The organism is Variovorax sp. ZS18.2.2 (genome assembly GCF_024701975.1).
Lineage (GTDB): Bacteria > Pseudomonadota > Gammaproteobacteria > Burkholderiales > Burkholderiaceae_C > Variovorax.
This window is the reverse complement of sequence record NZ_JANLNM010000001.1, coordinates 1346148-1367993: the sequence shown is the minus strand read 5'-3', so window position 1 is coordinate 1367993 and position 21846 is coordinate 1346148. Positions and strand designations below refer to the sequence as shown.

Here is a 21846-nt window from a genome sequence, read left to right as displayed (position 1 = left end):
GCGATCAGCCCACCCACTTGCGCGCGTTGCGCCAGATCTGCATCCAGGGGCTGAGTTCGCTCCGGTCGCCCGGCGTCCAGCTCATCTGGATGTTGCGGAACACGCGCTCCGGGTGCGGCATCACGGCGGTGAAGCGGCCGTCGGGCGTGGTGACCGAAGTGAGGCCGCCGGCGCTGCCGTTCGGGTTGAACGGGTACTGCTCGGTCGCGCTGCCGTGGTTGTCCACGAAGCGCATCGCCGCGATGGCCTTGGCCGCGTCGCCGCGGTGCTTGAAGTTGGCGTAGCCCTCGCCGTGCGCCACCGCGATCGGCAGGCGGCTGCCGGCCATGCCTGCGAAGAAGAGGCTCGGCGATTCGAGCACTTCGACCATCGACAGGCGCGCCTCGAAGCGCTCGCTCTGGTTGGTGGTGAAACGCGGCCAGGCTTCCGCGCCCGGGATGATGTCGGCCAGCTCGGCGAACATCTGGCAGCCGTTGCACACGCCCAGGCCAAAGGTGTCTTCGCGGCCGAAGAAGGCCTTGAACTGCTCGGCCAGCTTGGGGTTGAAGGTGATGCTGCGCGCCCAGCCGATGCCGGCGCCCAGCGTGTCGCCGTAGCTGAAGCCGCCGCAGGCGACCACGCCCTTGAAGTCGGCGAGGTCCGCCCTGCCCGTCTGCAGGTCGGTCATATGCACGTCGTAGGCCTCGAAGCCGGCTTCGGTGAACGCGTAGGCCATCTCGACGTGCGAGTTGACGCCCTGCTCGCGCAGGATCGCCACCTTGGGGCGCGATTGCAGGATGGCAGGCGCTGCAGGCTGCGCATTCGGCAGGAACACATGCATGCCGGGGTCCGATGACTCACCGGCCGCGGCGTGCTCTGCATCGGCGCAGGCCGGGTTGTCGCGCTCGCGGGCGATCTTCCAGCTGACCGAGTCCCAGACCTGATGCAGGTCGTGAAGGCTGGCGCTGAACACCGACTTGGCATCGCGCCAGACTTCGAGCTTGCCCTTGCCCGCATCCATGGTCGAGCTCGTGGGCCGCGTCTTGCCGACGAAGTGGCTGTGGGCGCTGAGGCCGTGGGCGCGCAGCACCTGCATCACGTCATTGCGCTCGGCCGTGCGCACCTGCAGCACCATGCCCAGCTCTTCGTTGAACAGCGCCTTGAGCGTGAGTTCTTCGCGCCTCGCGCTGACCTGCTGCGCCCAGTTCTTGGCGTCGCCGGTTTCCATGCGGCTGTCGGAAATGCCGTCGCCTTCGGTGACCAGCACGTCGACGTTGAGCGCCACGCCGACATGGCCGGCAAAGGCCATTTCGCAGGCGGTGGCGAACAGGCCGCCGTCGCTGCGGTCGTGCATCGCAAGGATCTTGCCGTCGGCGCGCAGGGCGTTCACGGCATTCACGAGTGCCACGAGCTGCGCCGGATCGTCGAGGTCGGGCACAGTGTCGCCGCTCTGGCCGAGCGTCTGCGAGAGGATGCTGCCGGCCATGCGGTGCTGGCCACGGCCCAGGTCGATCAGCACGAGCGTGGTGTCGGCTTCTTCTGCATCGAGCTGCGGCGTGAGCGTGCCGCGCACGTCGGCCAGCGAGGCGAAGGCGGTGACGATCAGGCTGACCGGCGACGTGACCTTTTTCGCTTCATCGCCGTCCTTCCACTGCGTCCGCATCGACAGCGAATCCTTGCCGACCGGAATCGACACGCCCAGCGCCGGGCACAGTTCCAGGCCGACGGCCTTGACGGTCTCGTACAGCGCGGCGTCTTCGCCGGGCTCGCCGCAGGCGGCCATCCAGTTGGCAGACAGCTTGACGCGCGAAAGTTCGATCGGTGCGGCCAGCAGGTTGGTGATGGCCTCGGCCACGGCCATGCGGCCCGAGGCCGGTGCGTCGAGCGCGGCCAGCGGCGTGCGCTCGCCCATGCTCATGGCTTCGCCAGCGAAGCCCTTGTAGTCGGCCAGCGTCACGGCGCAATCGGCCACGGGCACCTGCCAGGGGCCGACCATCTGGTCGCGGTGGCTCATGCCGCCCACGGTGCGGTCGCCGATGGTGATCAGGAAGCGCTTGGAGGCCACGGTCGGATGCGCGAGCACCTCGATGGCGGCCTTCTGCAGGTCCACGCCCGTGAGATCGAGCGGCTTGAAAGTGCGCGCGACGGTCTTCACGTCGCGGTGCATCTTGGGCGGCTTGCCGAGCAGCACATCCATCGGCATGTCGACCGGCTGCACGGCCGCGCCTTCGTCGGCCACCAGCAACTGGCGCTCTTCGGTCGCCACGCCGACCACCGAGAACGGGCAGCGCTCGCGCTCGCAGAAGGCCTTGAACTGTTCGAGCGACTCCGGCGCGATGGCCAGCACGTAGCGCTCCTGGCTTTCGTTGCACCAGATTTCCTTGGGCGCCATGCCCGACTCTTCGAGCGGCACGGCGCGCAGGTCGAAGCGCGCGCCGCGGCCGGCGTCGTTGGTCAGCTCGGGGAAGGCATTGCTCAGGCCGCCCGCGCCCACGTCGTGGATCGCCAGGATCGGGTTGGCCGCGCCCTGCTGCCAGCAGTGGTTGATGACCTCCTGCGCGCGGCGTTCGATCTCGGGGTTACCGCGCTGCACCGAGTCGAAGTCGAGCTCGGCTGCGTTGGCGCCGGTCGCCATCGAGCTGGCGGCGCTGCCGCCCATGCCGATGCGCATGCCGGGGCCGCCGAGCTGGATCAGCAGCGAGCCGGCCGGGAACTGGATCTTCTTGGTCTGGGTCGCATCGATGCTGCCGAGGCCGCCCGCGATCATGATGGGCTTGTGGTAGCCGCGCTGCACGGTGTCGAGGTCGCTCGTCACCGCCTGTTCGTACTCGCGGAAGTAGCCCAGCAGGTTGGGACGGCCGAACTCGTTGTTGAACGCGGCGCCGCCGAGCGGCCCCTCGGTCATGATTTGAAGCGGGCTGGCGATGTGTTCGGGCTTGCCGTAGTGGCCGTCTTCGGGCCAGAGCTTGGAGACGGTGAAGCCGGTCAGGCCCGCCTTGGGCTTGGAGCCGCGGCCGGTGGCGCCTTCGTCGCGGATCTCGCCGCCCGCACCGGTCGAGGCGCCCGGGAACGGGGAAATCGCGGTCGGGTGGTTGTGCGTCTCGACCTTCATCAGCACATGGCTCAGGGCGCTATCTTTTTGATAGCTCTGCGAGCCGTCGGCCGGAATGAAGCGCTCGATGGTCGCGCCTTCCATCACCGAGGCGTTGTCCGCATAGGCGATCACCGTGTGCTGCGGGTTTTGCTTCTCGGTGTGGCGGATCATCGAGAACAGGCTCTGCGGCTGCGCCTTGCCATCGATGGTGAACTGGGCATTGAAGATCTTGTGGCGGCAGTGCTCGCTGTTGGCCTGCGCGAACATCATCAGTTCGACGTCGCTGGGGTTTCGGCCGAGGCGCGTGAAGGCTTCGACGAGGTAGTCGATCTCGTCCTCGGCCAGCGCGAGGCCGAAACCGGTGTTGGCGGCCACCAGGGCTTCGCGGCCACCCGTTTGCACGTCGACCTGTGCCATCGGCTGGGCCGGCAGTTCGCTGAAGAGGCTGGCCGCCTGCTCCACGGTGGCGAGCACCGATTCGGTCATGCGGTCGTGCAGCGGGCCAGCCACGGCGGCGAGCGTGTCGCCCTCGATGACGGGCGCCTTGCCGATCAGCGGCGACTTGAGCTTCAGGTGGTACTGGGTGACGCGCTCGACCCGGCGCAGCGCCAGGCCGCAGTTGTGGGCGATGTCCGTGGCCTTGGAGGCCCAGGGCGACACGGTGCCCAGCCGCGGCGTGACGACCACTGAGGTGCCCGCCTTGGCCGGCGCCTCGAAGGGCTCGCCGTAGGTCAGCAGCGCAGCGAAGCGGTCATGGCCGACCGCGTCGAGCGCCGCGTCGGTAACCACCAGATGGACGAAACGGGCCGAGATGCCCTCGATGCGCGGCTCGATGGCCTGCAGCTTCGGCAGCAGTTGCCGTGCGCGGAAATCGCTGAGTGCGCTGCCGCCCTCGAACAGGGTTACGACGGGAAGGGCTTGGGATGCGGGCTGCGTCACGGTCGATGTGGGGCCTCGGGGGCCGCGTTGGGAATCAAGGAAACGGGGCGAATGGCCGCTGACTGGGGTCATCCGCGTTAGCCCGGGATTTTAGGCCAACGCCGGGCCGCCCCAAGTTGGCCGCCCCCCTCGGGGGGCAGCGGGAACACGAAGTGTCCCGCGTTGGGGGCAGGCCCATTCTCCGATGGGATAATTCGAATCATGAGCATTACTTACAAAGACGCTGCAGGCATCGAAGCCATGCGCGTCGCCTGTCGCCTCGGCTCCGAGGTGCTGGACTACCTCACGCCCTTCATCAAGCCCGGCATCACGACCAACGACGTGGACCGGCTCGCCGCCGAATACATGGTCAAGCAGGGCACCACCTCGGCCACGGTGGGCTACATGGGCGCCAGCAGCGTCCCGTTCCCCAAGTCGCTCTGCACCTCGGTGAACCACGTGGTGTGCCACGGCATCCCCAACGACAAGCCCCTGAAAAAGGGCGACATCATGAATGTCGACGTCACCGTCATCAAGGACGGCTGGTTCGGCGACAACAGCCGCATGTTCGTGATCGGCGATGCCTCCATCGCGGCCAAGCGCCTGTGCAGCATCACCTTCGAAGCCATGTGGCACGGCATCCTGCAGGTGCGCCCGGGCGCCCACCTGGGCGACGTGGGCCATGCGATCCAGAAGTTCGCCGAGGGCCAGGGCTTCTCGATCGTGCGCGAGTTCTGCGGCCACGGCGTGGGCCAACGCTTTCACGAAGAACCGCAGGTGCTGCACTACGGCCGCCCGGGCACCATGGAAGAGCTCAAGCCCGGCATGATCTTCACCATCGAGCCGATGATCAACGCCGGCAAGCGAGACGTGAAGGAAGACTTCAAGGGCGGCCAGTACGACGGCTGGACCATCGTCACCCGCGACCATTCGCTGTCGGCCCAGTGGGAGCACTCGGTGCTCGTCACCGAAACCGGCTACGAAGTGCTGACCCTGTCGGAAGGCAGCCCGCCGCTGCCCTCCTTCGTCACCTCGACCAAAACCTGACGCGCCCGAGCGCGCCCCGCCGTGATCGAAGCAGCCAAGATCGACGTGGCGACGCTGCGTGAAGCCTATCGCGCGAAGAAGCTCGCCCTCTTCGACACCCTGCGCTTTGCGCGCGCCCCCACCCGCAGCGTGCACACGGTGCTGCGCCAGCTCTCGGCGCTGGCCGACCAGACGCTCTGCACCCTCTGGCAGGAAGCCGATTTCGGCGATTCGCTCACGCTGGCGGCCGTCGGCGGCTTCGGCCGCGGCGAGCTGTTCCCGTACTCCGACGTCGACGTGCTCCTCCTCTTGCCGCCCGAAGGCCACGAGAGCGAGATCGACCCGGCCCGCATCGAGGCCTTCATCGGCCACTGCTGGGATGCCGGGCTTGAAATCGGCTCCAGTGTGCGCACCGTCGAGGAGTGCCTGGCCGAGGCCGAGAAGGACGTCACCGTCCAGACCTCGCTGCTCGAGTCGCGGCTGATCGCAGGCAACAAGAAGCTCTTCGTCGCCTTCCGCCGCCGCTTCACGCGCGCCATCGATCCGCAGGCCTTCTTCGTGGCCAAGTCGCAGGAAATGCGGCACCGCCACCAGAAGTTCGACAACACGCCCTACGCGCTCGAGCCCAACTGCAAGGAATCGCCGGGCGGGCTGCGCGACCTGCAGACCATCCTCTGGATGACCAAGGCCGCCGGCTACGGCAGCCGCTGGGACGACCTGGCCAAGAACGGCCTGGCCACCTCCTTCGAGGCGCAGCAGATCAAGCGCAACGAGGCGCTGCTCTCGCTGATTCGCGCCCGGCTGCACGTGATTGCCAACCGGCGCGAAGACCGGCTGGTGTTCGACCTGCAGACCGCCGTGGCCGCGAGCTTCGGCTACGAAAGCACGATCGACGGAGGGCAGCGCAAGGCCAGCGAGGCGCTGATGCGGCGCTACTACTGGGCGGCCAAGGCCGTGTCCCAGCTCAACCAGATCCTGCTGCTCAACATCTCCGAGCGCCTGCAGCCGAGCGACGAGCAGCACACGCCGATCAACGAGCGCTTCTACGAGCGCGCCGGCCTCATCGAGATCGCGAGCGACGACCTCTACGAGCGCGAGCCGCATGCGGTGCTCGAGACCTTCCTGCTCTACCAGAAGACCATCGGCGTGAAGGGCCTGTCGGCGCGCACGCTGCGCGCGCTCTACAACGCGCGCCATGTGATGGACAGCAAGTTCCGCAACGACCCGGTCAACCACGAGACCTTCATGCGGATCCTGCTGCAGCCCTACGGCATCACGCATGCCTTCCGGCTGATGAACCAGACCTCGGTGCTGGGGCGGTACCTGCGCGTGTTCCGCAGCATCGTGGGACAGATGCAGCACGACCTGTTCCACGTGTACACGGTGGACCAGCACATCCTGATGGTGTTGCGCAACGTGCGGCGCTTCTTCATTGCCGAGCATGCGCACGAGTACCCGTTCTGCTCGCAGCTCGCGGCCGGCTGGGACAAGCCCTGGATCCTGTACGTTGCCGCCCTCTTCCACGACATCGCCAAGGGCCGGGGCGGTGACCATTCCACGCTCGGCGCGCGCGACGTGCAGCGCTTCTGCAAGCAGCACGGCATTGCGCGCGAAGACTCCAAACTCATCGAATTCCTCGTAGCCGAGCACCTGGTGATGAGCCAGGTTGCGCAAAAGCAGGACCTGAGCGACCCCGAGGTGATCGGCGCCTTCGCCAAGCGCGTGGGCAACGAGCGCTACCTCACGGCCCTTTACCTGCTGACCATCGCCGACATCCGCGGCACCTCGCCGCGCGTGTGGAATGCGTGGAAGGGCAAGCTGCTCGAAGACCTGTACCGCTACACGCTGCGCGCCCTCGGCGGCCGCATGCCCGACCCGGACGCCGAAGTCGAATCGCGCAAGCGCGAGGCGCTGGTGCAGCTGGCCCTGCACGCGCAGCGCTTCGAGGCGCACAAGGCGCTGTGGGACACGCTCGATGTCGGCTATTTCATGCGCCACGACGCGAGCGAGATCGCCTGGCATGCGATGCAGTTGTCGCGCTTCGTGCCGCCGAAGAACATGCCGGTCGACCCGAAGGCCGCGCCCGTGGTGCGCGCGCACCTGTCGCCCGTGGGCGAAGGCCTGCAGGTGGTGGTCTACACGCCCGACCAGCCCGACCTGTTCGCGCGCATCTGCGGCTATTTCGACCAGGCCTCGTTCAGCATCCTGGATGCCAAGGTTCACACCACGAGCAACGGCTATGCGCTCGACACCTTCCAGGTTGTGACCACCTTCCTGCCCGACCACTACCGCGACCTGATCAGCATGGTGGAGTCGGGCCTCGCGCAAACGCTCACCGAAGCCGGCGCCCTGCCCCCGCCGAGCATGGGCCGGGTGTCGCGCCGGGTGCGGAGTTTTCCGATCAAGCCGCGCATCAGCCTGTTGCCCGACGACAAGGCGCAGCGCTGGCTGCTCAACATCTCGGCCAGCGACCGCGCGGGTCTGCTGTATTCGGTGGCGCGGGTGCTGGCGCGCCATCACCTCAATCTGCAGCTCGCCAAGGTCACGACCCTGGGCGAGCGGGTGGAAGACACCTTTTTGATCAGCGGCCCCGAGCTCCAGGGCCAGAAGACGCAGCTCGCGATCGAGACCGAGCTGATGGAAGCGCTGGCCTCCTGACCCGCTGCGTCAGCCGCAGTACGCGCCGACGATCCGGCCGGTGGGTTCGACCTGCAGGTTGAGGCGCGTGGGGTCTTGCGCGGTGCTCGCGGCTTCCGTTGCGGGCACGGTGCGGCCGGTCTTGGCGCCCGCGCGTTGCAGCATTTCCTGCAGCAGAGCCTGGGTCGCCTGCAAGCCGAGCCCGAAGCGGGCGGCCGCGGCCTGGCAGGTTTCCGGCGGCGGCGCGAAGCTCGGCGGCTCGGGCACCTCGGAGGTCAGCGGGCGGTCCTTGGGCGGGGCTGCGCAGCCCGCCATCAACAGGGCCACCGCCGACAGACACAACCAGCTTCGACCATTCTTCATGCGCATACTTTTTTGCTCCTTGAAACTGGTGGAAGCTTATTCGCCAAAAACGACACGACGCACACAGGTTAAGCCAGCGGTACACAAAGCATCAACTAATTCACGATGGGTATCGGCGCTGCCTTTTCGATGGCGTATCCTGAAAGCGATGCATGCAGCCAAGGCCCGATGGGCACCCCCTTCATGACACAGCAATCCCACACCGTTTTCCTGGTCGACGTCGACAACACCCTGCTCGACAACGACCGCGTCGTCGGCGACCTGCGCGCTCACCTCGAGCAAGCCTTCGGCACCGAGAGCGCCAACCGCTACTGGGTGGCCTTCGAGGCGCTGCGCAACGAACTCGGCTACGTCGACTACCTCGGCGCATTGCAGCGCTACCGGGCCGAGGAAAGCAAGCGCAGCATGAGCGATTCGCGGCTGCTCCTGATGTCGAGCTTTCTCATCGACTACCCCTTTGCCGACCGCCTGTACCCCGGCGCGCTCGATGTGCTCAAGCATCTGCGCCGCTACGGCCCGACCGTGATCCTGTCCGATGGCGACGTGGTGTTCCAGCCGCGCAAGGTGCAGCGCTCGGGCCTGTGGGACGCGGTCGAAGGCCGCGTGCTGATCTATGTGCACAAGGAGCAGATGCTCGACACCATCGAGGAGTGCCATCCCGCGGCGCACTACGTGATGGTCGACGACAAGCTGCGCCTGCTTTCCGCCATGAAGACGATCTGGGGGCCGCGGCTCACCACCGTCTTCGTGCGGCAAGGCCACTACGCGCTCGATGCGCAGGCCATTGCCGCCTACGCGCCCGCCGACATCACCATCGAACGCATCGGCGACCTCATTCAAATCGACAACTGGGCACCCAAGAAATGAGCGCCGCGCCGGGCCGCCCCAAGCAAGCTCGCACCGCAGTGCGAAGCACGGAGGTTATTTAATGACTCAAAAAACCAATCCCCTCGCGGGCCAACCTGCGCCTCTCGAATTGCTGGTGAACGTGCCACGCCTGATTTCGGCGTACTACACGGGCCGGCCCGATCCGTCGGTGCCCGCGCAGCGCGTGGCCTTCGGCACCTCGGGCCATCGCGGCTCGTCGTTCGACGACGCGTTCAACGAATGGCATGTGCTGGCGATCAGCCAAGCCATTTGCGACTACCGCAAGCAGAAAGGCATCGACGGTCCGCTGTTCCTCGGCATCGACACGCACGCGCTTTCCACGCCCGCCTTCAGCAGCGCGGTCGAAGTGCTGGCCGCCAACGGCGTCGAGCTGATGCTCTCGAAGGACGACGAGTACACGCCTACGCCGGCCGTCTCGCATGCGATCCTGGTCTACAACCGCGGCCGCACGACAGGGTTGGCCGACGGCATCGTCATCACGCCTTCGCACAACCCGCCCGAGAGCGGCGGTTTCAAGTACAACCCGCCGAACGGCGGCCCCGCCGGCACGGACATCACCTCCGCCGTCGAAGCCGCCGCCAACAAGATGCTGGCTAACCAGCTCGAAGGCGTGAAGCGCATGCCGCTCGCGCAGGCGCTGAAGGCCTCCACCACGCACCGGCACGACTATCTGAACACCTACGTCGAAGACCTGGCCCAGGTGCTCGACATGGACGCCATCCGCGGCGTGGAAATCGATCTCGGCGTCGACCCGCTCGGCGGCGCCGGCGTGCATTACTGGCCGGCCATCGCCGAGCGCTACAAGCTCCAGCGCCTCACCGTGCTGAACCAGGAGGTCGACCCGACCTTCCGCTTCATGTCGCTCGACTGGGACGGCCGCATCCGCATGGACCCGTCCTCCCCCGATGCGATGCACAAGCTGATCGCGCTGAAGGACCGCTTCGGCATCGCCTTCGCCTGCGACACCGACCACGACCGCCATGGCGTGGTCACGCGCAGCGCGGGCCTGATGCAGCCGAACAGCTACCTCGCGGTGATGATCGACTACCTCTACACGCACCGCCCGCAATGGCCGGCGGGCGCGGCCGTCGGCAAGACGGTGGTGAGCAGCCAGATGATCGACCGCGTCACCGCCCGGCTCGGGCGCAAGCTCTACGAAGTGCCGGTGGGCTTCAAGTGGTTCGTCGACGGGCTGGTGGAAGGATCGCTGGGCTTCGGCGGCGAGGAAAGCGCCGGCGCGACCTTCCTGCGCCACGACGGTTCGGCGTGGACCACGGACAAGGACGGCATGGTGCCCGCCCTGCTCTCGGCCGAGATCGCCGCGCGCACCGGGCGCGACCCGGGTGAGCGCTATGCGGAACTGACGCAGGCACTCGGGCAGCCGGTGTCCGACCGCGTGGATGCGGCGGCGACGGTCGAGCAGAAGAAGAAGCTGTCGAACCTGTCGCCGCAGCAGGTCAGTTCGACCGAGCTGGCGGGCGACAAGATCGAGGCCGTGCTGAGCCATGCGCCCGGCAACGGCGCGGCCATTGGGGGCGTGAAGGTCGTCACCGCCAATGGCTGGTTTGCGGCGCGGCCCTCAGGCACGGAGAACATCTACAAGGTCTACGGCGAGAGCTTCAAGGGCGCGGAGCACCTCGCGCGCATTCTCGAAGAGGCACAGCAGCTGGTGGACAAGGCGCTGTCGAGCTGACGCCGACCATGGAAGCCCACGCGCTGCGCCTGAACCCGGGCGACGACTTGCGCGCGGCGCTCGATGCGGCGCTGAAGCAACGCGGCGCCGAAGCGGCTTTCGTGGTCTCCGGCATCGGCAGCCTGAACGGCGCGCGCATCCGGTATGCCGGTTTGGAAAACGCCGCGGTGCTCGAAGGCGATCTCGAAATCCTCACGCTGTCCGGCACGCTCTCGCCGGACGGCGCTCATCTGCACATCAGCGTGTCGGACAGCATAGGCCAGGTGCGCGGCGGCCATGTCGCACCGGGCTGCACCGTACGAACCACTGCCGAAATCCTGATCGCCTGGCTGCCCGAATGGCGCTTTGCCCGCGAGCACGACCCTGCAACCGGCTACCCCGAACTGGTGCCGCGCCCCAAGGCCTGAGCAGGTTCAGTGCGGCTCCTTGTTGAGGTCGTACTTCATCACGCGGCCGTGGCGGCCTTCGATGTCGCGCTCGACCGCATACACGTCGCCGCTCGGCAGCTGGCGCTGCGAGAGCACCGTATCGAGCGTGGCCATGTCTGCTGCATCGAGCTGCAGCGACAGCACCTTCAGGTGGTCCGCCAGATGGTCGCCGCGCCGCACGCCGACGATCACGCCCGCCACCTGCGGCTGCTGCAGCACCCAGCGCATCGCCACCGTGGCGATCGACGTGCCGTGCCGCTCTGCCACCCTCTTCAACTGCAGCAGCAACTGCTGGAACAGCTCCCATCCGCCGAAGTCATCGATGACGAGCTTGTACTTGACCAGCGACCGGTTCTCGTAAGGCTCCCGCGGCTCGCTCGCACCGAGCCAGCGCTCCGAGAGAAACCCGCCGGCCACGCTGCCGTAGCACAGCAACTGGATGCCCGACGCCGCGCAATACGGCGCCAGCGTCGGCTGCGGCCGCTGGTCGAGCAGCGAATACTGCACCTGCATGCTACGCAGCGGTACATCGGCGTCGACCAGTTCGCGCACCCGCGCGGTGTCGAAATTGGTGCCGCCCAGCAGCTCGATCTTGCCGGCGCGCTGTAGCTCCTGCAGCCAGTGCGCCACCTCGACATAGCGCGGCACGCCGTAGTCCCACCAATGGAACTGCACGAGGTCGAGCCGCTCGACGCCCAGGCGCTGCAGCGAGCGGTCGATGGTCTGTTCGACCTGGCGCCTGTCGATCTGCGCGAGCGTCGCCAGGTCGGGCACGAACTTGGTGTGCACGCGCAATTGCGAGAGGCTGCCGCTGCCGTGGCGCGCGATGTGCTCGCGCCGGAAGTCGCCGATCAGCTCTTCCACGCCCGTGTAGATGTCGGCGCAGTCGAAGGTGGTGATGCCGGCTTCGTAGTAGGCCGCCATGTCGGCGATGGCCGCGGCGCGGTCGATGCCGCCATGGCCGCCGGCCAGTTGCCAGCCGCCCTTGAGCAGACGGGAGATCGAGTAGTTCGGCGCGAGGTCGATGCGTTGCGGTTGGCTCATGGGTTCTGCCTGGAAGGCTTGGAGGGGTGGACCACGGCCGTGGTGTCGGCGTGGCGGAAAACGCGCGTCGCGGTGCGCGTGATGCGAAAGCGCGACGGGCAGTGCGGATCGGGGCACGCCACTTCGGCGTCGGTGCTCATCCAGTCGTTGGCATCGGTGGGGCGCTGCTTGGCCGCGAGCAGCGGCAGCAAGGCGCCCAGCGAGTAGATCGAGAAGCCCTGCCCCTCGGGCAGGTGCAGCATCTCGCCACGCAGCTCGAAATAATCGCCGACCCTGGCATTGCAGTAGAGCTTCGCGCCTTCGGGCGCGACCACTTCGACGCGCAGGTCGTAGAGCGTGAAGGCGCCGTCGTCCGGTGTTGTCGTGGTGTTCATGCTTCAGGGGTTCGGTGGGGTGACGGACAGGATGATTTCGGTCGGCGCCTGCGAGGCGTTGATGTAGCGGTGCGGCAGCCGCGCATCGAAGGAGATGCTCTCGCCGGCCTTCACCGCGTAGTCGACCCCCGCCACCTGCGCCACCAGCGCGCCCGCGACGACGTAGACGCATTCGGCCGATTCGTGGCCGCGCGGCTCGTCGGCCGACATCTGGCCCGGCTCGAGCACGGCGCGCAGCACTTCGAGCTGGCCCGCGCCGGCCGTGAGGCGCTCGTAGGCCACCTGGCCTTTGGGCGCGGTGAGCATCACGCGCTGACTCGGCCGGCTGATCCAGACGGTGGGCGGCGTCGGCTCCGAGAACAGCGAGGACACCGATTCGCCGAACACGCCCGCGAGCCGGCGCAGGGTTTCCAGGCTGGGATCGGTGACGGCGCGCTCGATCTGGCTCAGCAGCGTGGCGGACACGCCCGCCTGCGCCGCCAGTTCGCGCAGGGACAGACCACGGGCCGTTCGCAATTCCTTCAGTCGGTCGCCGATCATGGGGTTGAGTCTTCCTTTGCTTCTTGTTTGTGCATCCACACAGCACAACAAGCGGGATGGTATGTACGGTTCTGGTGCACGTCAAGCGCTAGAAATCGCTGCGCATGCCCCACGTTCTCCAACGATCTTTGCCGCCAACCCTGCTTGTGCTTTGTGCATTTTCTCTGCACACTCCGCGCCCATATCGTGCAGTAATACTTTACAGGAGCATCGAGATGGCCGACCCGCATTCCCCCACACGCCCCACCCGGCGACGCCTTGGACACCGCTGGCTGCTGGTCTTTCCGTTCATCTGGCAGGCCTGCCTCGCGCCGGCCGTGAACGACATCGCGCTCACCCCGTTCGGACTGCCCTTTCCCATGTTCTGGCAGATGGCGGGCATCGTGCTGACCAGCGTGGTCATCGCCATCGTGTTCCGGCTCGATGCCAAGGCCGGCGTGGAGGCCGAGGAAGCCGCCTTCCTCGCCCACAGCCTGAAGACGCATGAGGACGGCGCACCATGAAGCTCGCCATCGTCCTGGCCATCCTGCTCGCGACCGTGGCGGGTGCCATCGCCTACGGGCGCCGCACGCGCCGCGCCAACAACTTCGCCGACTGGGCCGTCGGCGGGCGCAGCCTCGGCACGCTGGTCTTCTGGTTCATGAACGCGGGCGAGGTCTACACGACCTTCGCGGTGCTCGGCATCTCGGGCTACGCCTGGGCGCTGGGCGCGCCGGCGTACCTCGCGTTCTGTTCGGTGTCGATGAGCTATGCGGTCGGCTACTGGCTGATGCCACGGATCTGGCGCGCGGGGCGCATCGGCAAGCTGCTCACGCAGTCCGACTTCTTCGCCGCGCGCTACGAGGCGCCGTGGCTGGGCGTGCTGACCGGCGTGGTCGGCATCGCCTCGCTGGTGGTCTATGTGCAGATCCAGCTGGTGAGCCTCGGGCTGATCGTGCAGCTCACGCTCGGCAACAGCATCACGAGCGAAGCCGCGACCATCGGCGCCGGCGTCCTGATGATCGCGTTCGTGTTCGTCGCGGGCGTGCGTTCCGCCGCCTTCGCCGCGGGTGTGAAAGACGTGCTGATGGTGGTCGTGGTGGTGCTGCTCAGCGTCACCGTGGCCAGCAAGGTGGGCGCGGCTTCGCTGCTCGACCTGTTCTCGATGGCGGAGGCGAAGCACCCGGGCATCGGCAAGTTCCCGGGGCTGGACGCCACCTCGCCGACCACCGCGATCTGGCTCATGACCTCGGCGATCAACATCGCGCTGGGCAACTGGGTGTTCCCGCACCTGTTCCAGATGTCGTACACGGCGCACAGCGCGACGGCGATCCGCCGCAACGCGATCTGGCAGCCGCTGTATTCGCTGGCGTATTTCTTCATCATCCTGCTGGGCTTCGCGGCGCTCCTGGCGCAGACGCAGCCGCCGGGCGGCAACCTCAATGCGGCGCTGCTGCAGTTCGTGTCCGACCGCTATCCGGCGTGGATGGTCGGGCTGCTGGCGGGCACGGGCTTCCTGCTGGCGCTGGCGCCCGGGTCGTTGCTGCTGCTGACGGCCGGGTCGATCTTCACGCGCAATGTGGTGCGGCCGTTCAGGAGCGGGCTGAGCGAGCGCGCATCATTGGCGCTGTCGCGCGGCTCGCTGGTGATCTTCGCGGCGATCGCCGTCTGGCTGTCGGTGAGCCAGAAGGGGTCGCTGGTGAAGATCCTGCTCGACGCGTATTCGGCCATCGGCATGCTCGCGCCCGGCGTGTTCCTCGGATTCCTGTGGAAGCGCACGAGTGCGATCGGCGTGCTGGCCGGGCTGGTCGCGGGCTTCGTCGCGCTGCTGGCGCCGTTCGCGGCGAAGTTCTGGGCGGCGACCGTGCCGCAGTGGGAGGCCGGGCTGATCGCGATGGCCATCAACGCCGCAGTCGTCGTGGTCGTGAGCCTCGTGACGAAAGCGCCGCGGGACAAGGCCGTCGCGCTCGGACTGCAGGACGACAGTCCGCAGGATGCTCAGGTCGGCGCGCTCGCCAGCCTGCGCTCCAGCCACACGCTGTAGCGCGAGAGCCCGAAGCACAGCACCCAGTACACGGCGGCGATGAAGAGATAGCCCTCGAGGTAGAACGGCCGCCAGACCGGATCGCCGCCGAGCGCGAGGCCCAGCGCGCCGGTCAGCTCGAACAGGCCCACGACGGTGACGAGCGAGGTGTCCTTCAGCGTGCCGACCACGCTGTTGGTCAGTGCGGGCACGACCAGGCGCAGGGCCTGCGGCAGCACGATGTCGCGCTGCACCGGCCAGCGCCCGAAGCCCAGCGCCATCGCCACCTCGGTCTGCCCGCGCGGCACGGCCTGCAGGCCGCCGCGGATGATTTCGGCCAAGTACGCCGCGACGAACAGCGTGAGGCCCGCGAGCACCCGCACCAACACGTCCGGCTGCCAGCCCGCCGGCCACAGCAGCGGCAGCAGGAACGAGGCCATGAACAGCACCGAGATCAGCGGCACGCCGCGCACCAGCTCGATGTAGCTCGCGCTCAGCGTGCGAACCACCGGCCAGCCGGAACGCCGACCCAGGGCGAGCAGCAGCGCGAGCGGAAAGGCCAGCGCCAGCCCGACCACCGCCAATCCGATGGTGAGCGGCAGGCCGCCCCAGCGACTGGTCGGCACGTTGCTCAGCCCAAAGACACCGCCGCGCATCAGCAGCACGAACAGCAGCAGCGCGACGACCCACAGCGGCACCAGCCACCAGCGCCAGCTGCGCGGCCAGGCGCTCAGCACGGTGACGGCGGACAGCACGACCACCGCGATGGCTGGGCGCCATTGCTCTTCGTAAGGGAAGCGGCCGAACAGCATCGGCCGCCATTTCTCGGCCACCACGCCCCAGCAGGCGCCGTGCTGCACCGCGCGGCAGGCTTCGGCATCGGCGCGGAACACCGCGTGCACCACGGCCCAATTGAAGATATGAAAACCGACCCACGCGAGCAGCACGATCAGCAGCACAGTCGCCAGCGCGCGCAGCGGCGAACCCCAGAGTTCGCTGCGCCACGCGATCGGGCCTTGCGCGACATTCCTCATCGCCAGCCCCGCAAAGCGACACGCGCGTTGTAGCGGTTCATGCCGAAGGAGATCGCGAGCGACAGCAGCAGGTACACCGCCATGATGATCGCGATGCACTCGAAGGCCCTGCCATTCGAGCCGATGGTGGTGTTGGCCACCGACACGAGCTCCGGATAGCCCACGGCCACCGCGAGCGACGAATTCTTGACGAGGCTCAGCAACTGGTTGGTGAGCGAAGGCACGATCACCCGCAGCGCCTGCGGCAGGATCACGATGCGCAGCTGCTGCACCGACGACAACCCCAGCGCCTGCCCCGCCAGCACCTGCCCCTGCGAAACCGACAGGATGCCGGCGCGCACGATCTCCGCGACGAACGCCGCCGAGTAGAACGACAGGCCCGCGACGATGGTCACGTACTCGGGGCTCGGCGCCGCACCGCCGCTCACGCCGAAATCGCCACGCTCGGGCCATTCGAAATGCGTGGGCCACCAGCCGCCCTCGCCCGCCACGGGCCACGGTACGCTGAGCCCGCCTTTACTGAGCCACACGCCCGGCAGCAGCCGCACGGGCTCGGTCGGGTCGGGCAACAGGTTCGCCATCGCGAAGGCCAGCATCAGCAGTTGCACCAGCAGCGGCACGTTGCGCAGCAGCTCGACATACGCGGTGCAGATGCCGCGCAGCAGCACGTGCGGCGCGAGCCGGCCGATGCCGATCAGCGTGCCGAGAACGACCGAAAAAATCGCCGCCGGGACTGCCGCCCGCACCGTGTTGATCAGGCCCGCGAGAAAGGCGCGCCAGAACGGCTGGCTGGCATCGAAATCGAGCCAGCCCTCGCTGATCGAGAAGCCCGCGGGCTCGGTGAGAAAGTCGAAGCCGGATCGAACGCCGCGTGCACGCAGCACGTCGAGCGCATGGTGCACCACCCAGAAGGCGCCGGCCACGACGGCCAGCACCAGCAGCGCCTGGACGGTCCAGGCCAGCCAGGCGCCGCGGCGCGAGGCGCCCTCAGGACTCATCGCACGGGTGGTGCGTAAATCAGGCCGCCTTTGCTCCACAGGTTGTTGGAGCCGCGCGGCAGCTTGAGCACCGACTTCGGTCCGACGTTGCGCTCGAACACTTCACCGTAGTTGCCCACGGCCTTGATCGCGCGGAACGACCAGTCCTTGTCCAGGCCCAGCAGCTTGCCGAGGTCTTCGCCGGTGCCGACCAGGCGCTGCTGCGCCGGGTCTTTGCTGCTGGCCTTGAGCTCGTCGGCATTGGCCTGCGTGACGCCGGCTTCCTCCGCCTCGATGAGCGCGTTGGGCACCCACTTGGCAATGGCGAACCACTCGTCGTCGCCGCGGCGCACCAGGGGCGCGAGCGGTTCCTTGGAGATCAGCTCGGGCAGGATGAGGTAGTCGTCGGGGTTCGGCGCTTCCTTGTTGCGCAGGCCCGCGAGCGCCGAGGCGTCGGTCGTGAAGGCCTGGCAGCGGCCCGAGAAGAAGGCCTTGAACGAGGCCTCGAAGCTCTCGAAGACGACAGTCTTCACGGGGATGTTCAGGCCGCGGAAGTAGTCGGAGACGTTCTTCTCGTTGGTGGTGCCCGACTGGGTGCAGATGGTGGCGTTCTTCAGTTGCTTGGCGCTCGTCACCTTGAGCTTCTTCGGCACCAGGAAGCCCTGGCCGTCGTAGTAGGTGATGGTGGTGAAGTTGAAGCCGAGCGAGGCGTCGCGCGTGAGCGTCCAGGTGGTGTTGCGCGCGAGGATGTCGATCTCGCCGGCCTGCAGGGCCGAGAAGCGCTGCTGCGAATTGAGGGGCACGAAGTCGACCTTCTTCGCATCGCCGAGCACGGCCGCTGCAATGGCGCGGCAGGTGTCGACATCCAGGCCCGACCAGTTGCCCTGGGTGTCCGGTGCGGAGAAGCCCGCCACCCCGTTGGTCACGCCGCACTTGACGGTGCCGCGCTGCTTGACCGCATCGAGCGTCTTGCCCGCGAAGGCCGGTGCGGCAGTGACAAGGGCGACCAGGGATGCGGCGGCGATCAGGGCCGGGCGGAATCGGTTTTTCATGGGTGTGTTTCTCCTCAACAGACAACAAAAGGCAGTGTACGGGGCGGCGCCGCGGCGCGCCAAAGAACGCTCGGTTGGATGCATATGCCCGACCACGCATCAATACCGCAATACCATACGGCCCTTTATCAACTCTCCCGAACAGGAATCACACAATGTTCAAGTCCGACGACACCGGCAAGCTCGTTCTGCGCCTCGCGCTGGGCATCCTCATCCTGCTGCACGGCGTGGCCAAGGTCACCAAGGGCGTGGACGGCATCGGCGGCATGCTCGCCTCGCACGGCCTGCCGGCCTTCCTGGCGTACGGGGTCTATGTCGGTGAAATCCTGGCGCCCGCGCTGCTGATCGTCGGCCTGTTCACGCGGCCCGCCGCGGTGATCGTGGCGATCAACATGCTGGTGGCGATCTGGCTGGTGCACCGCAAGGACCTCGGCGCCATCAACGGCCAGGGCGGCTGGGCGCTGGAACTGCAGGGCATGTTCCTCTTCGCGGCGATCTCGCTGGCCTTCACGGGCGGCGGCCGCTTCGGCCTCAGCAACAGGTAACGACCGGGGCTTGGCGCCTCAGTCGTCGTCCGCTGCATCGAGGCCCGGAAACAGGACCTCGGTGTAGCCGAAGCGCGAGAAATCGCGCACCCGCATCGGGTACAGCTTGCCCAGCAGGTGATCGACTTCATGCTGTACCACGCGCGCATGAAAACCGCTGGCGACCCGGTCGATCGGGTCGCCATACGGATCGAAGCCGGTATAGCGGATATTGGCGAAGCGCGGCACCACGCCGCGCAGGCCCGGCACCGAGAGACACCCTTCCCAGCCTTCTTCCTCGTCCTCGCCGATGGGCGTGATGACGGGGTTCAGCAGCACGGTGCGGGGCACCGGCGGCGCGTCGGGGTAGCGGGGGTTGACGATATCGGTGCCGAAGATGACGAGTTGCTGATCCACGCCGATCTGCGGGGCCGCGAGGCCGGCGCCGTTGACCGCATGCATGGTCTCGAACATGTCGCGCACCAGGAGGTGCAGTTCGTCGGTATCGAAAGCGGCGACCGGCTGCGCGATGCGCAGCAGCCGGGGGTCGCCCATCTTGAGTATTTCGCGAATGGCCATCGCGGGATTATCGCGATGGCCGCGAGGCCATGCTCAGGGGATGCCGCCGGGGTTGTTCTTCGAGTCCGGCGAGGTCCACAGCCGCGCCCGGCCTTGGGGCATCTGCTGCGGCTGCGAGGGGGTGACGCCCGGAATGCCACCACCGGCGGTGCCAGGACCCGTACGACCACCGCCCCAATCGACCCGCGGAGGACGCGCGGCGGGGTAGCCGGGCCTCACCGCGGGGTAGCCCGGGCGCACGGCCGGATAGCCGGGGCGGCCCCCATAGTACGGACGGCGGTCGTAGTAACGGCCACGGTCGTAATAGCCACCGCCCTGGATATAGACCGGCGCTGGCGCAACGACCACGGGCGACGGATCGGAGTAGTACGGCTCCGAGTAACCACCGGAGTAGCCCCCCGAGTAATACGGATCGCCGGGGACCGCAACGCAGCCGGTCAGCAGCGCGAGGCCGCCGAGGGCAATGCTGGCACCAAGAACGCGAATTTTCTGCATGAGGGGCTCCTTGTTGGCCTTCAGTTTTCTTTCAACGTCAGGTTGTAGACCCTGTTGACTGCGCTGCGATGAAGTCACGTAACGGCCGGTAAAGAGGCGGCCCCGCCGAACCTCACTCCGTGATGCCGTTCTCGAGAATCTCCAGCATACGCGCCTCGTCGATCACTGCCACCCCGATTTCCCGGGCCTTGTCGAGCTTGCTGCCGGCTTCTTCGCCGGCCACGAGGTAGTGGGTCTTCTTGCTGACGGAGCCGGAGACCTTTGCACCGGCTGCCTCCAATTTATCCTTCGCCTCATCGCGGCCCAGCGTAGGAAGGGTACCGGTGATCACGAAGGTCAGGCCCGCCAACGGCTTGGGCGCGCGGGCCGCGGGCTCGCCCTCTTCCCAGGTCAATCCGCAGGCACGCAGTTGCTCGACGACCTCGCGGTTGTGCGGCTGGTCGAAGAAGGTGCGCAGGCTCTGCGCCACCACCGGGCCCACGTCGTTGACCTCGAGCAGGTGCTCCTCGGTCGCGTCCATGATGGCGTCGAGCTTGCCGAAATGCTTGGCAAGGTCCTTCGCCGTGCTCTCTCCGACGTGCCGGATGCCCAGGCCGAAGAGGAAGCGCGGCAGCGTCGTTTTCTTGGAGGCTTCGAGCGCATCGACGAGATTTTTGGCCGACTTCTCGGCCATGCGGTCCAAGCCCGCCAACGTGACGAAGCCAAGTTTGTAGAGATCGGGCAACGTGCGGATCAGGCTGGCATCGACCAATTGCTCCACCAGCTTGTCACCGAGCCCATCGACATAGACCGCACGCCGTGCCGCGAAGTGCAGGATGGCCTCCTTGCGCTGCGCCGCGCAGAACAGCCCGCCGGTGCAGCGGTAGTCGACTTCTTCTTCCTCGCGCACCGCCGCCGAGCCGCACACGGGGCACTCGTGCGGCATGGTGAAGATCGGGCCGCGTTCGCCCTCAGGCCTGGCGAGGCTCTCGGGCACCACGCCGACCACTTCGGGAATCACGTCACCCGCGCGGCGCACGATGACCGTGTCGCCCACGCGCACGTCCTTGCGGCGCGCTTCGTCCTCGTTGTGCAGCGTAGCGTTGGTCACGGTCACGCCACCGACGAACACCGGGGCCAGCTTGGCCACCGGCGTGAGCTTGCCGGTGCGGCCGACCTGGATCTCGATGCCGAGCACTTCGGTGAGCTGCTCCTGCGCCGGGTACTTGTGGGCCACCGCCCAGCGCGGCTCGCGCGAAACAAAGCCAAGTTGCCGCTGCAGCTCGACGCTGTCGACCTTGTAGACCACGCCATCGATGTCGTAGGGCAAGGCATCGCGCTGGCGACCGATGTTTTCGTGGAACGCGATCAGTTCGATCGCGCCTTTCGCCCGCGCCGTCTGCGTGGCCACAGGGAAGCCCCAGGCGTGGAACTGCTGCAGCCAGTCGAACTGGGTCGGGCAGTCGGGCCCGCCTTCTGCGGCCGGCGTGACTTCACCGAGGCCGTACGCAAAGAAGCTCAGCGGCCGCGCCGCGGCAATCGCCGGATCGAGCTGGCGCACCGCGCCGGCGGCCGCATTGCGCGGATTGACGAACACCTTCTCGTTCTTCTGGCCAGCCGCGATCTTCTCGCGCTGGCGCTCGTTGAGCGCATCGAAATCGGCGCGCTTCATATAAACCTCGCCGCGCACCTCGACCACGGGCGGTGCCTTGCCATTGAGCCGCAGTGGAATCTCGCGCACCGTGCGGATGTTCTGCGTGACCTCTTCGCCGACTTCGCCGTCGCCGCGCGTCGCGGCCTGCACCAGCACGCCGTCTTCGTAGCGCAGGTTCATGGCCAGGCCGTCGAACTTGAGCTCGCAGACGTACTCGACCTGCGGTCCGTCCTCGGCCAGGCCCAACTCCTTGCGCACGCGCGCATCGAAGGCGCTCGCGCCGCCGGGCGTGATGTCGGTCTCGGTGCGGATCGACAGCATCGGCACCTTGTGACGCACCTTGGTGAAGCCGTCGAGCACCTTGCCGCCCACGCGCTGCGTCGGCGAATCGGGCGTGCGCAGCTCGGGAAACTCCGTCTCCAGGGCCTGCAGGCGCTGGAACAGCTTGTCGTACTCGGCGTCGGGCACCGAAGGCGCGTCGAGCACGTAATAAAGGTGGGCGTGCTTGTGAAGCTGTTCGCTCAGTGCGGCGGCTTCGCGTGCCGCTTCGTCGCGCGTCGTCATGT

The 21846-nt window shown here is 67.3% G+C and carries 19 protein-coding genes; 8 read left to right on the top strand and 11 right to left on the bottom strand.

Annotated features, from left to right (window positions below):
* Positions 1 to 4: 4 nt before the first annotated feature.
* Positions 5 to 4012: a phosphoribosylformylglycinamidine synthase gene (gene purL / locus NU688_RS06500; protein WP_257859709.1), complete on the bottom strand. Its 4008-nt coding sequence runs from the start codon at positions 4010 to 4012 to the stop codon at positions 5 to 7.
* Between the two features lie 201 nt (positions 4013 to 4213).
* Between purL and map the strand changes: the two genes are divergently transcribed.
* Together map and NU688_RS06490 are read left to right on the top strand one after the other, a co-directional pair.
* Entirely contained in the window at positions 4214 to 5038 is an 825-nt protein-coding gene (gene map, locus NU688_RS06495; protein WP_257859708.1) for a type I methionyl aminopeptidase, read from the top strand.
* Positions 5039 to 5059: 21 nt separating this feature from the next.
* Positions 5060 to 7675, top strand: a complete 2616-nt coding sequence (locus NU688_RS06490) for a [protein-PII] uridylyltransferase (RefSeq protein ID WP_257859707.1) — start codon at positions 5060 to 5062, stop codon at positions 7673 to 7675.
* Between the two features lie 9 nt (positions 7676 to 7684).
* On the opposite strand, the gene NU688_RS06485 is transcribed toward NU688_RS06490, so the two are convergent.
* Positions 7685 to 8017, bottom strand: coding sequence for a hypothetical protein (locus NU688_RS06485; protein ID WP_257859706.1), 333 nt, complete (start codon positions 8015 to 8017; stop codon positions 7685 to 7687).
* 183 nt (positions 8018 to 8200) lie between these two features.
* On the opposite strand from NU688_RS06485, the gene NU688_RS06480 reads away from it, so the two are divergent.
* From NU688_RS06480 to NU688_RS06470, 3 genes are all read left to right on the top strand, one after another.
* Positions 8201 to 8884, top strand: coding sequence for an HAD family hydrolase (locus NU688_RS06480; protein ID WP_257859705.1), 684 nt, complete (start codon positions 8201 to 8203; stop codon positions 8882 to 8884).
* A 61-nt stretch (positions 8885 to 8945) separates the two neighbouring features.
* Positions 8946 to 10598: a phosphoglucomutase (alpha-D-glucose-1,6-bisphosphate-dependent) gene (gene pgm / locus NU688_RS06475; protein ID WP_257859704.1), complete on the top strand. Its 1653-nt coding sequence runs from the start codon at positions 8946 to 8948 to the stop codon at positions 10596 to 10598.
* A gap of 8 nt (positions 10599 to 10606) precedes the next feature.
* A complete protein-coding gene (locus tag NU688_RS06470) occupies positions 10607 to 11005 on the top strand; it encodes a PPC domain-containing DNA-binding protein (protein WP_257859703.1) in 399 nt (132 codons plus the stop codon).
* A gap of 6 nt (positions 11006 to 11011) precedes the next feature.
* Here NU688_RS06470 and NU688_RS06465 read toward each other — a convergent pair whose 3' ends face one another.
* From NU688_RS06465 to NU688_RS06455, 3 genes are read right to left on the bottom strand one after another with little or no spacing between them, the layout of a single operon-like run.
* The gene (locus tag NU688_RS06465) at positions 11012 to 12070 is read right to left on the bottom strand and encodes an aldo/keto reductase (protein WP_257859702.1); all 1059 of its coding nucleotides are present in this window, start codon (positions 12068 to 12070) and stop codon (positions 11012 to 11014) included.
* A complete protein-coding gene (locus NU688_RS06460; protein ID WP_257859701.1) occupies positions 12067 to 12444 on the bottom strand; it encodes a TIGR04076 family protein in 378 nt (125 codons plus the stop codon). Before NU688_RS06460 ends, NU688_RS06465 begins: the two co-directional genes overlap by 4 nt.
* Before the next feature lie 3 nt (positions 12445 to 12447).
* On the bottom strand, positions 12448 to 12984 hold the full coding sequence (locus NU688_RS06455) for a cupin domain-containing protein (protein WP_257859700.1): 537 nt from the start codon (positions 12982 to 12984) through the stop codon (positions 12448 to 12450).
* A gap of 215 nt (positions 12985 to 13199) precedes the next feature.
* Here NU688_RS06455 and NU688_RS06450 point away from each other — a divergent pair, with 215 nt between their 5' ends.
* Together NU688_RS06450 and NU688_RS06445 are read left to right on the top strand one after the other, a co-directional pair.
* Positions 13200 to 13487 (top strand): DUF3311 domain-containing protein, encoded by a 288-nt coding sequence (locus tag NU688_RS06450; protein WP_257859699.1) that lies wholly within the window; start codon positions 13200 to 13202, stop codon positions 13485 to 13487.
* Complete coding sequence (locus tag NU688_RS06445) at positions 13484 to 15007, top strand: sodium:solute symporter (protein WP_257859698.1); 1524 nt, start codon at positions 13484 to 13486, stop codon at positions 15005 to 15007. The genes NU688_RS06450 and NU688_RS06445 overlap by 4 nt, the downstream gene beginning before the upstream one ends.
* On the opposite strand, the gene NU688_RS06440 is transcribed toward NU688_RS06445, so the two are convergent.
* The 3 genes from NU688_RS06440 to NU688_RS06430 are packed head-to-tail and all read right to left on the bottom strand — an operon-like array spanning position 14962 to position 18049.
* Positions 14962 to 16020 (bottom strand): amino acid ABC transporter permease, encoded by a 1059-nt coding sequence (locus NU688_RS06440; protein WP_257859697.1) that lies wholly within the window; start codon positions 16018 to 16020, stop codon positions 14962 to 14964. The genes NU688_RS06445 and NU688_RS06440 overlap by 46 nt on opposite strands.
* Complete coding sequence (locus tag NU688_RS06435) at positions 16017 to 17018, bottom strand: amino acid ABC transporter permease (protein ID WP_257859696.1); 1002 nt, start codon at positions 17016 to 17018, stop codon at positions 16017 to 16019. Before NU688_RS06435 ends, NU688_RS06440 begins: the two co-directional genes overlap by 4 nt.
* The gene (locus NU688_RS06430) at positions 17015 to 18049 is read right to left on the bottom strand and encodes an amino acid ABC transporter substrate-binding protein (protein ID WP_257859695.1); all 1035 of its coding nucleotides are present in this window, start codon (positions 18047 to 18049) and stop codon (positions 17015 to 17017) included. Before NU688_RS06430 ends, NU688_RS06435 begins: the two co-directional genes overlap by 4 nt.
* Positions 18050 to 18204: 155 nt before the next feature.
* Between NU688_RS06430 and NU688_RS06425 the strand changes: the two genes are divergently transcribed.
* Positions 18205 to 18594 (top strand): DoxX family protein, encoded by a 390-nt coding sequence (locus NU688_RS06425; RefSeq protein WP_042581827.1) that lies wholly within the window; start codon positions 18205 to 18207, stop codon positions 18592 to 18594.
* Between the two features lie 18 nt (positions 18595 to 18612).
* Here the strand turns inward: NU688_RS06425 and def are convergent, their stop codons facing one another.
* The 3 genes from def to ligA all read right to left on the bottom strand — a co-directional run bounded on the left by def (position 18613) and on the right by ligA (position 21844).
* Positions 18613 to 19152 carry a peptide deformylase gene (def, locus tag NU688_RS06420; RefSeq protein ID WP_013541635.1) on the bottom strand — a complete coding sequence of 180 codons (540 nt, stop codon included), beginning with the start codon at positions 19150 to 19152 and terminating at the stop codon, positions 18613 to 18615.
* Between the two features lie 33 nt (positions 19153 to 19185).
* Entirely contained in the window at positions 19186 to 19647 is a 462-nt protein-coding gene (locus NU688_RS06415; protein ID WP_257859694.1) for a hypothetical protein, read from the bottom strand.
* Positions 19648 to 19759: 112 nt separating this feature from the next.
* The gene (gene ligA / locus NU688_RS06410) at positions 19760 to 21844 is read right to left on the bottom strand and encodes an NAD-dependent DNA ligase LigA (RefSeq protein WP_257859693.1); all 2085 of its coding nucleotides are present in this window, start codon (positions 21842 to 21844) and stop codon (positions 19760 to 19762) included.
* Positions 21845 to 21846 lie beyond the last annotated feature (2 nt).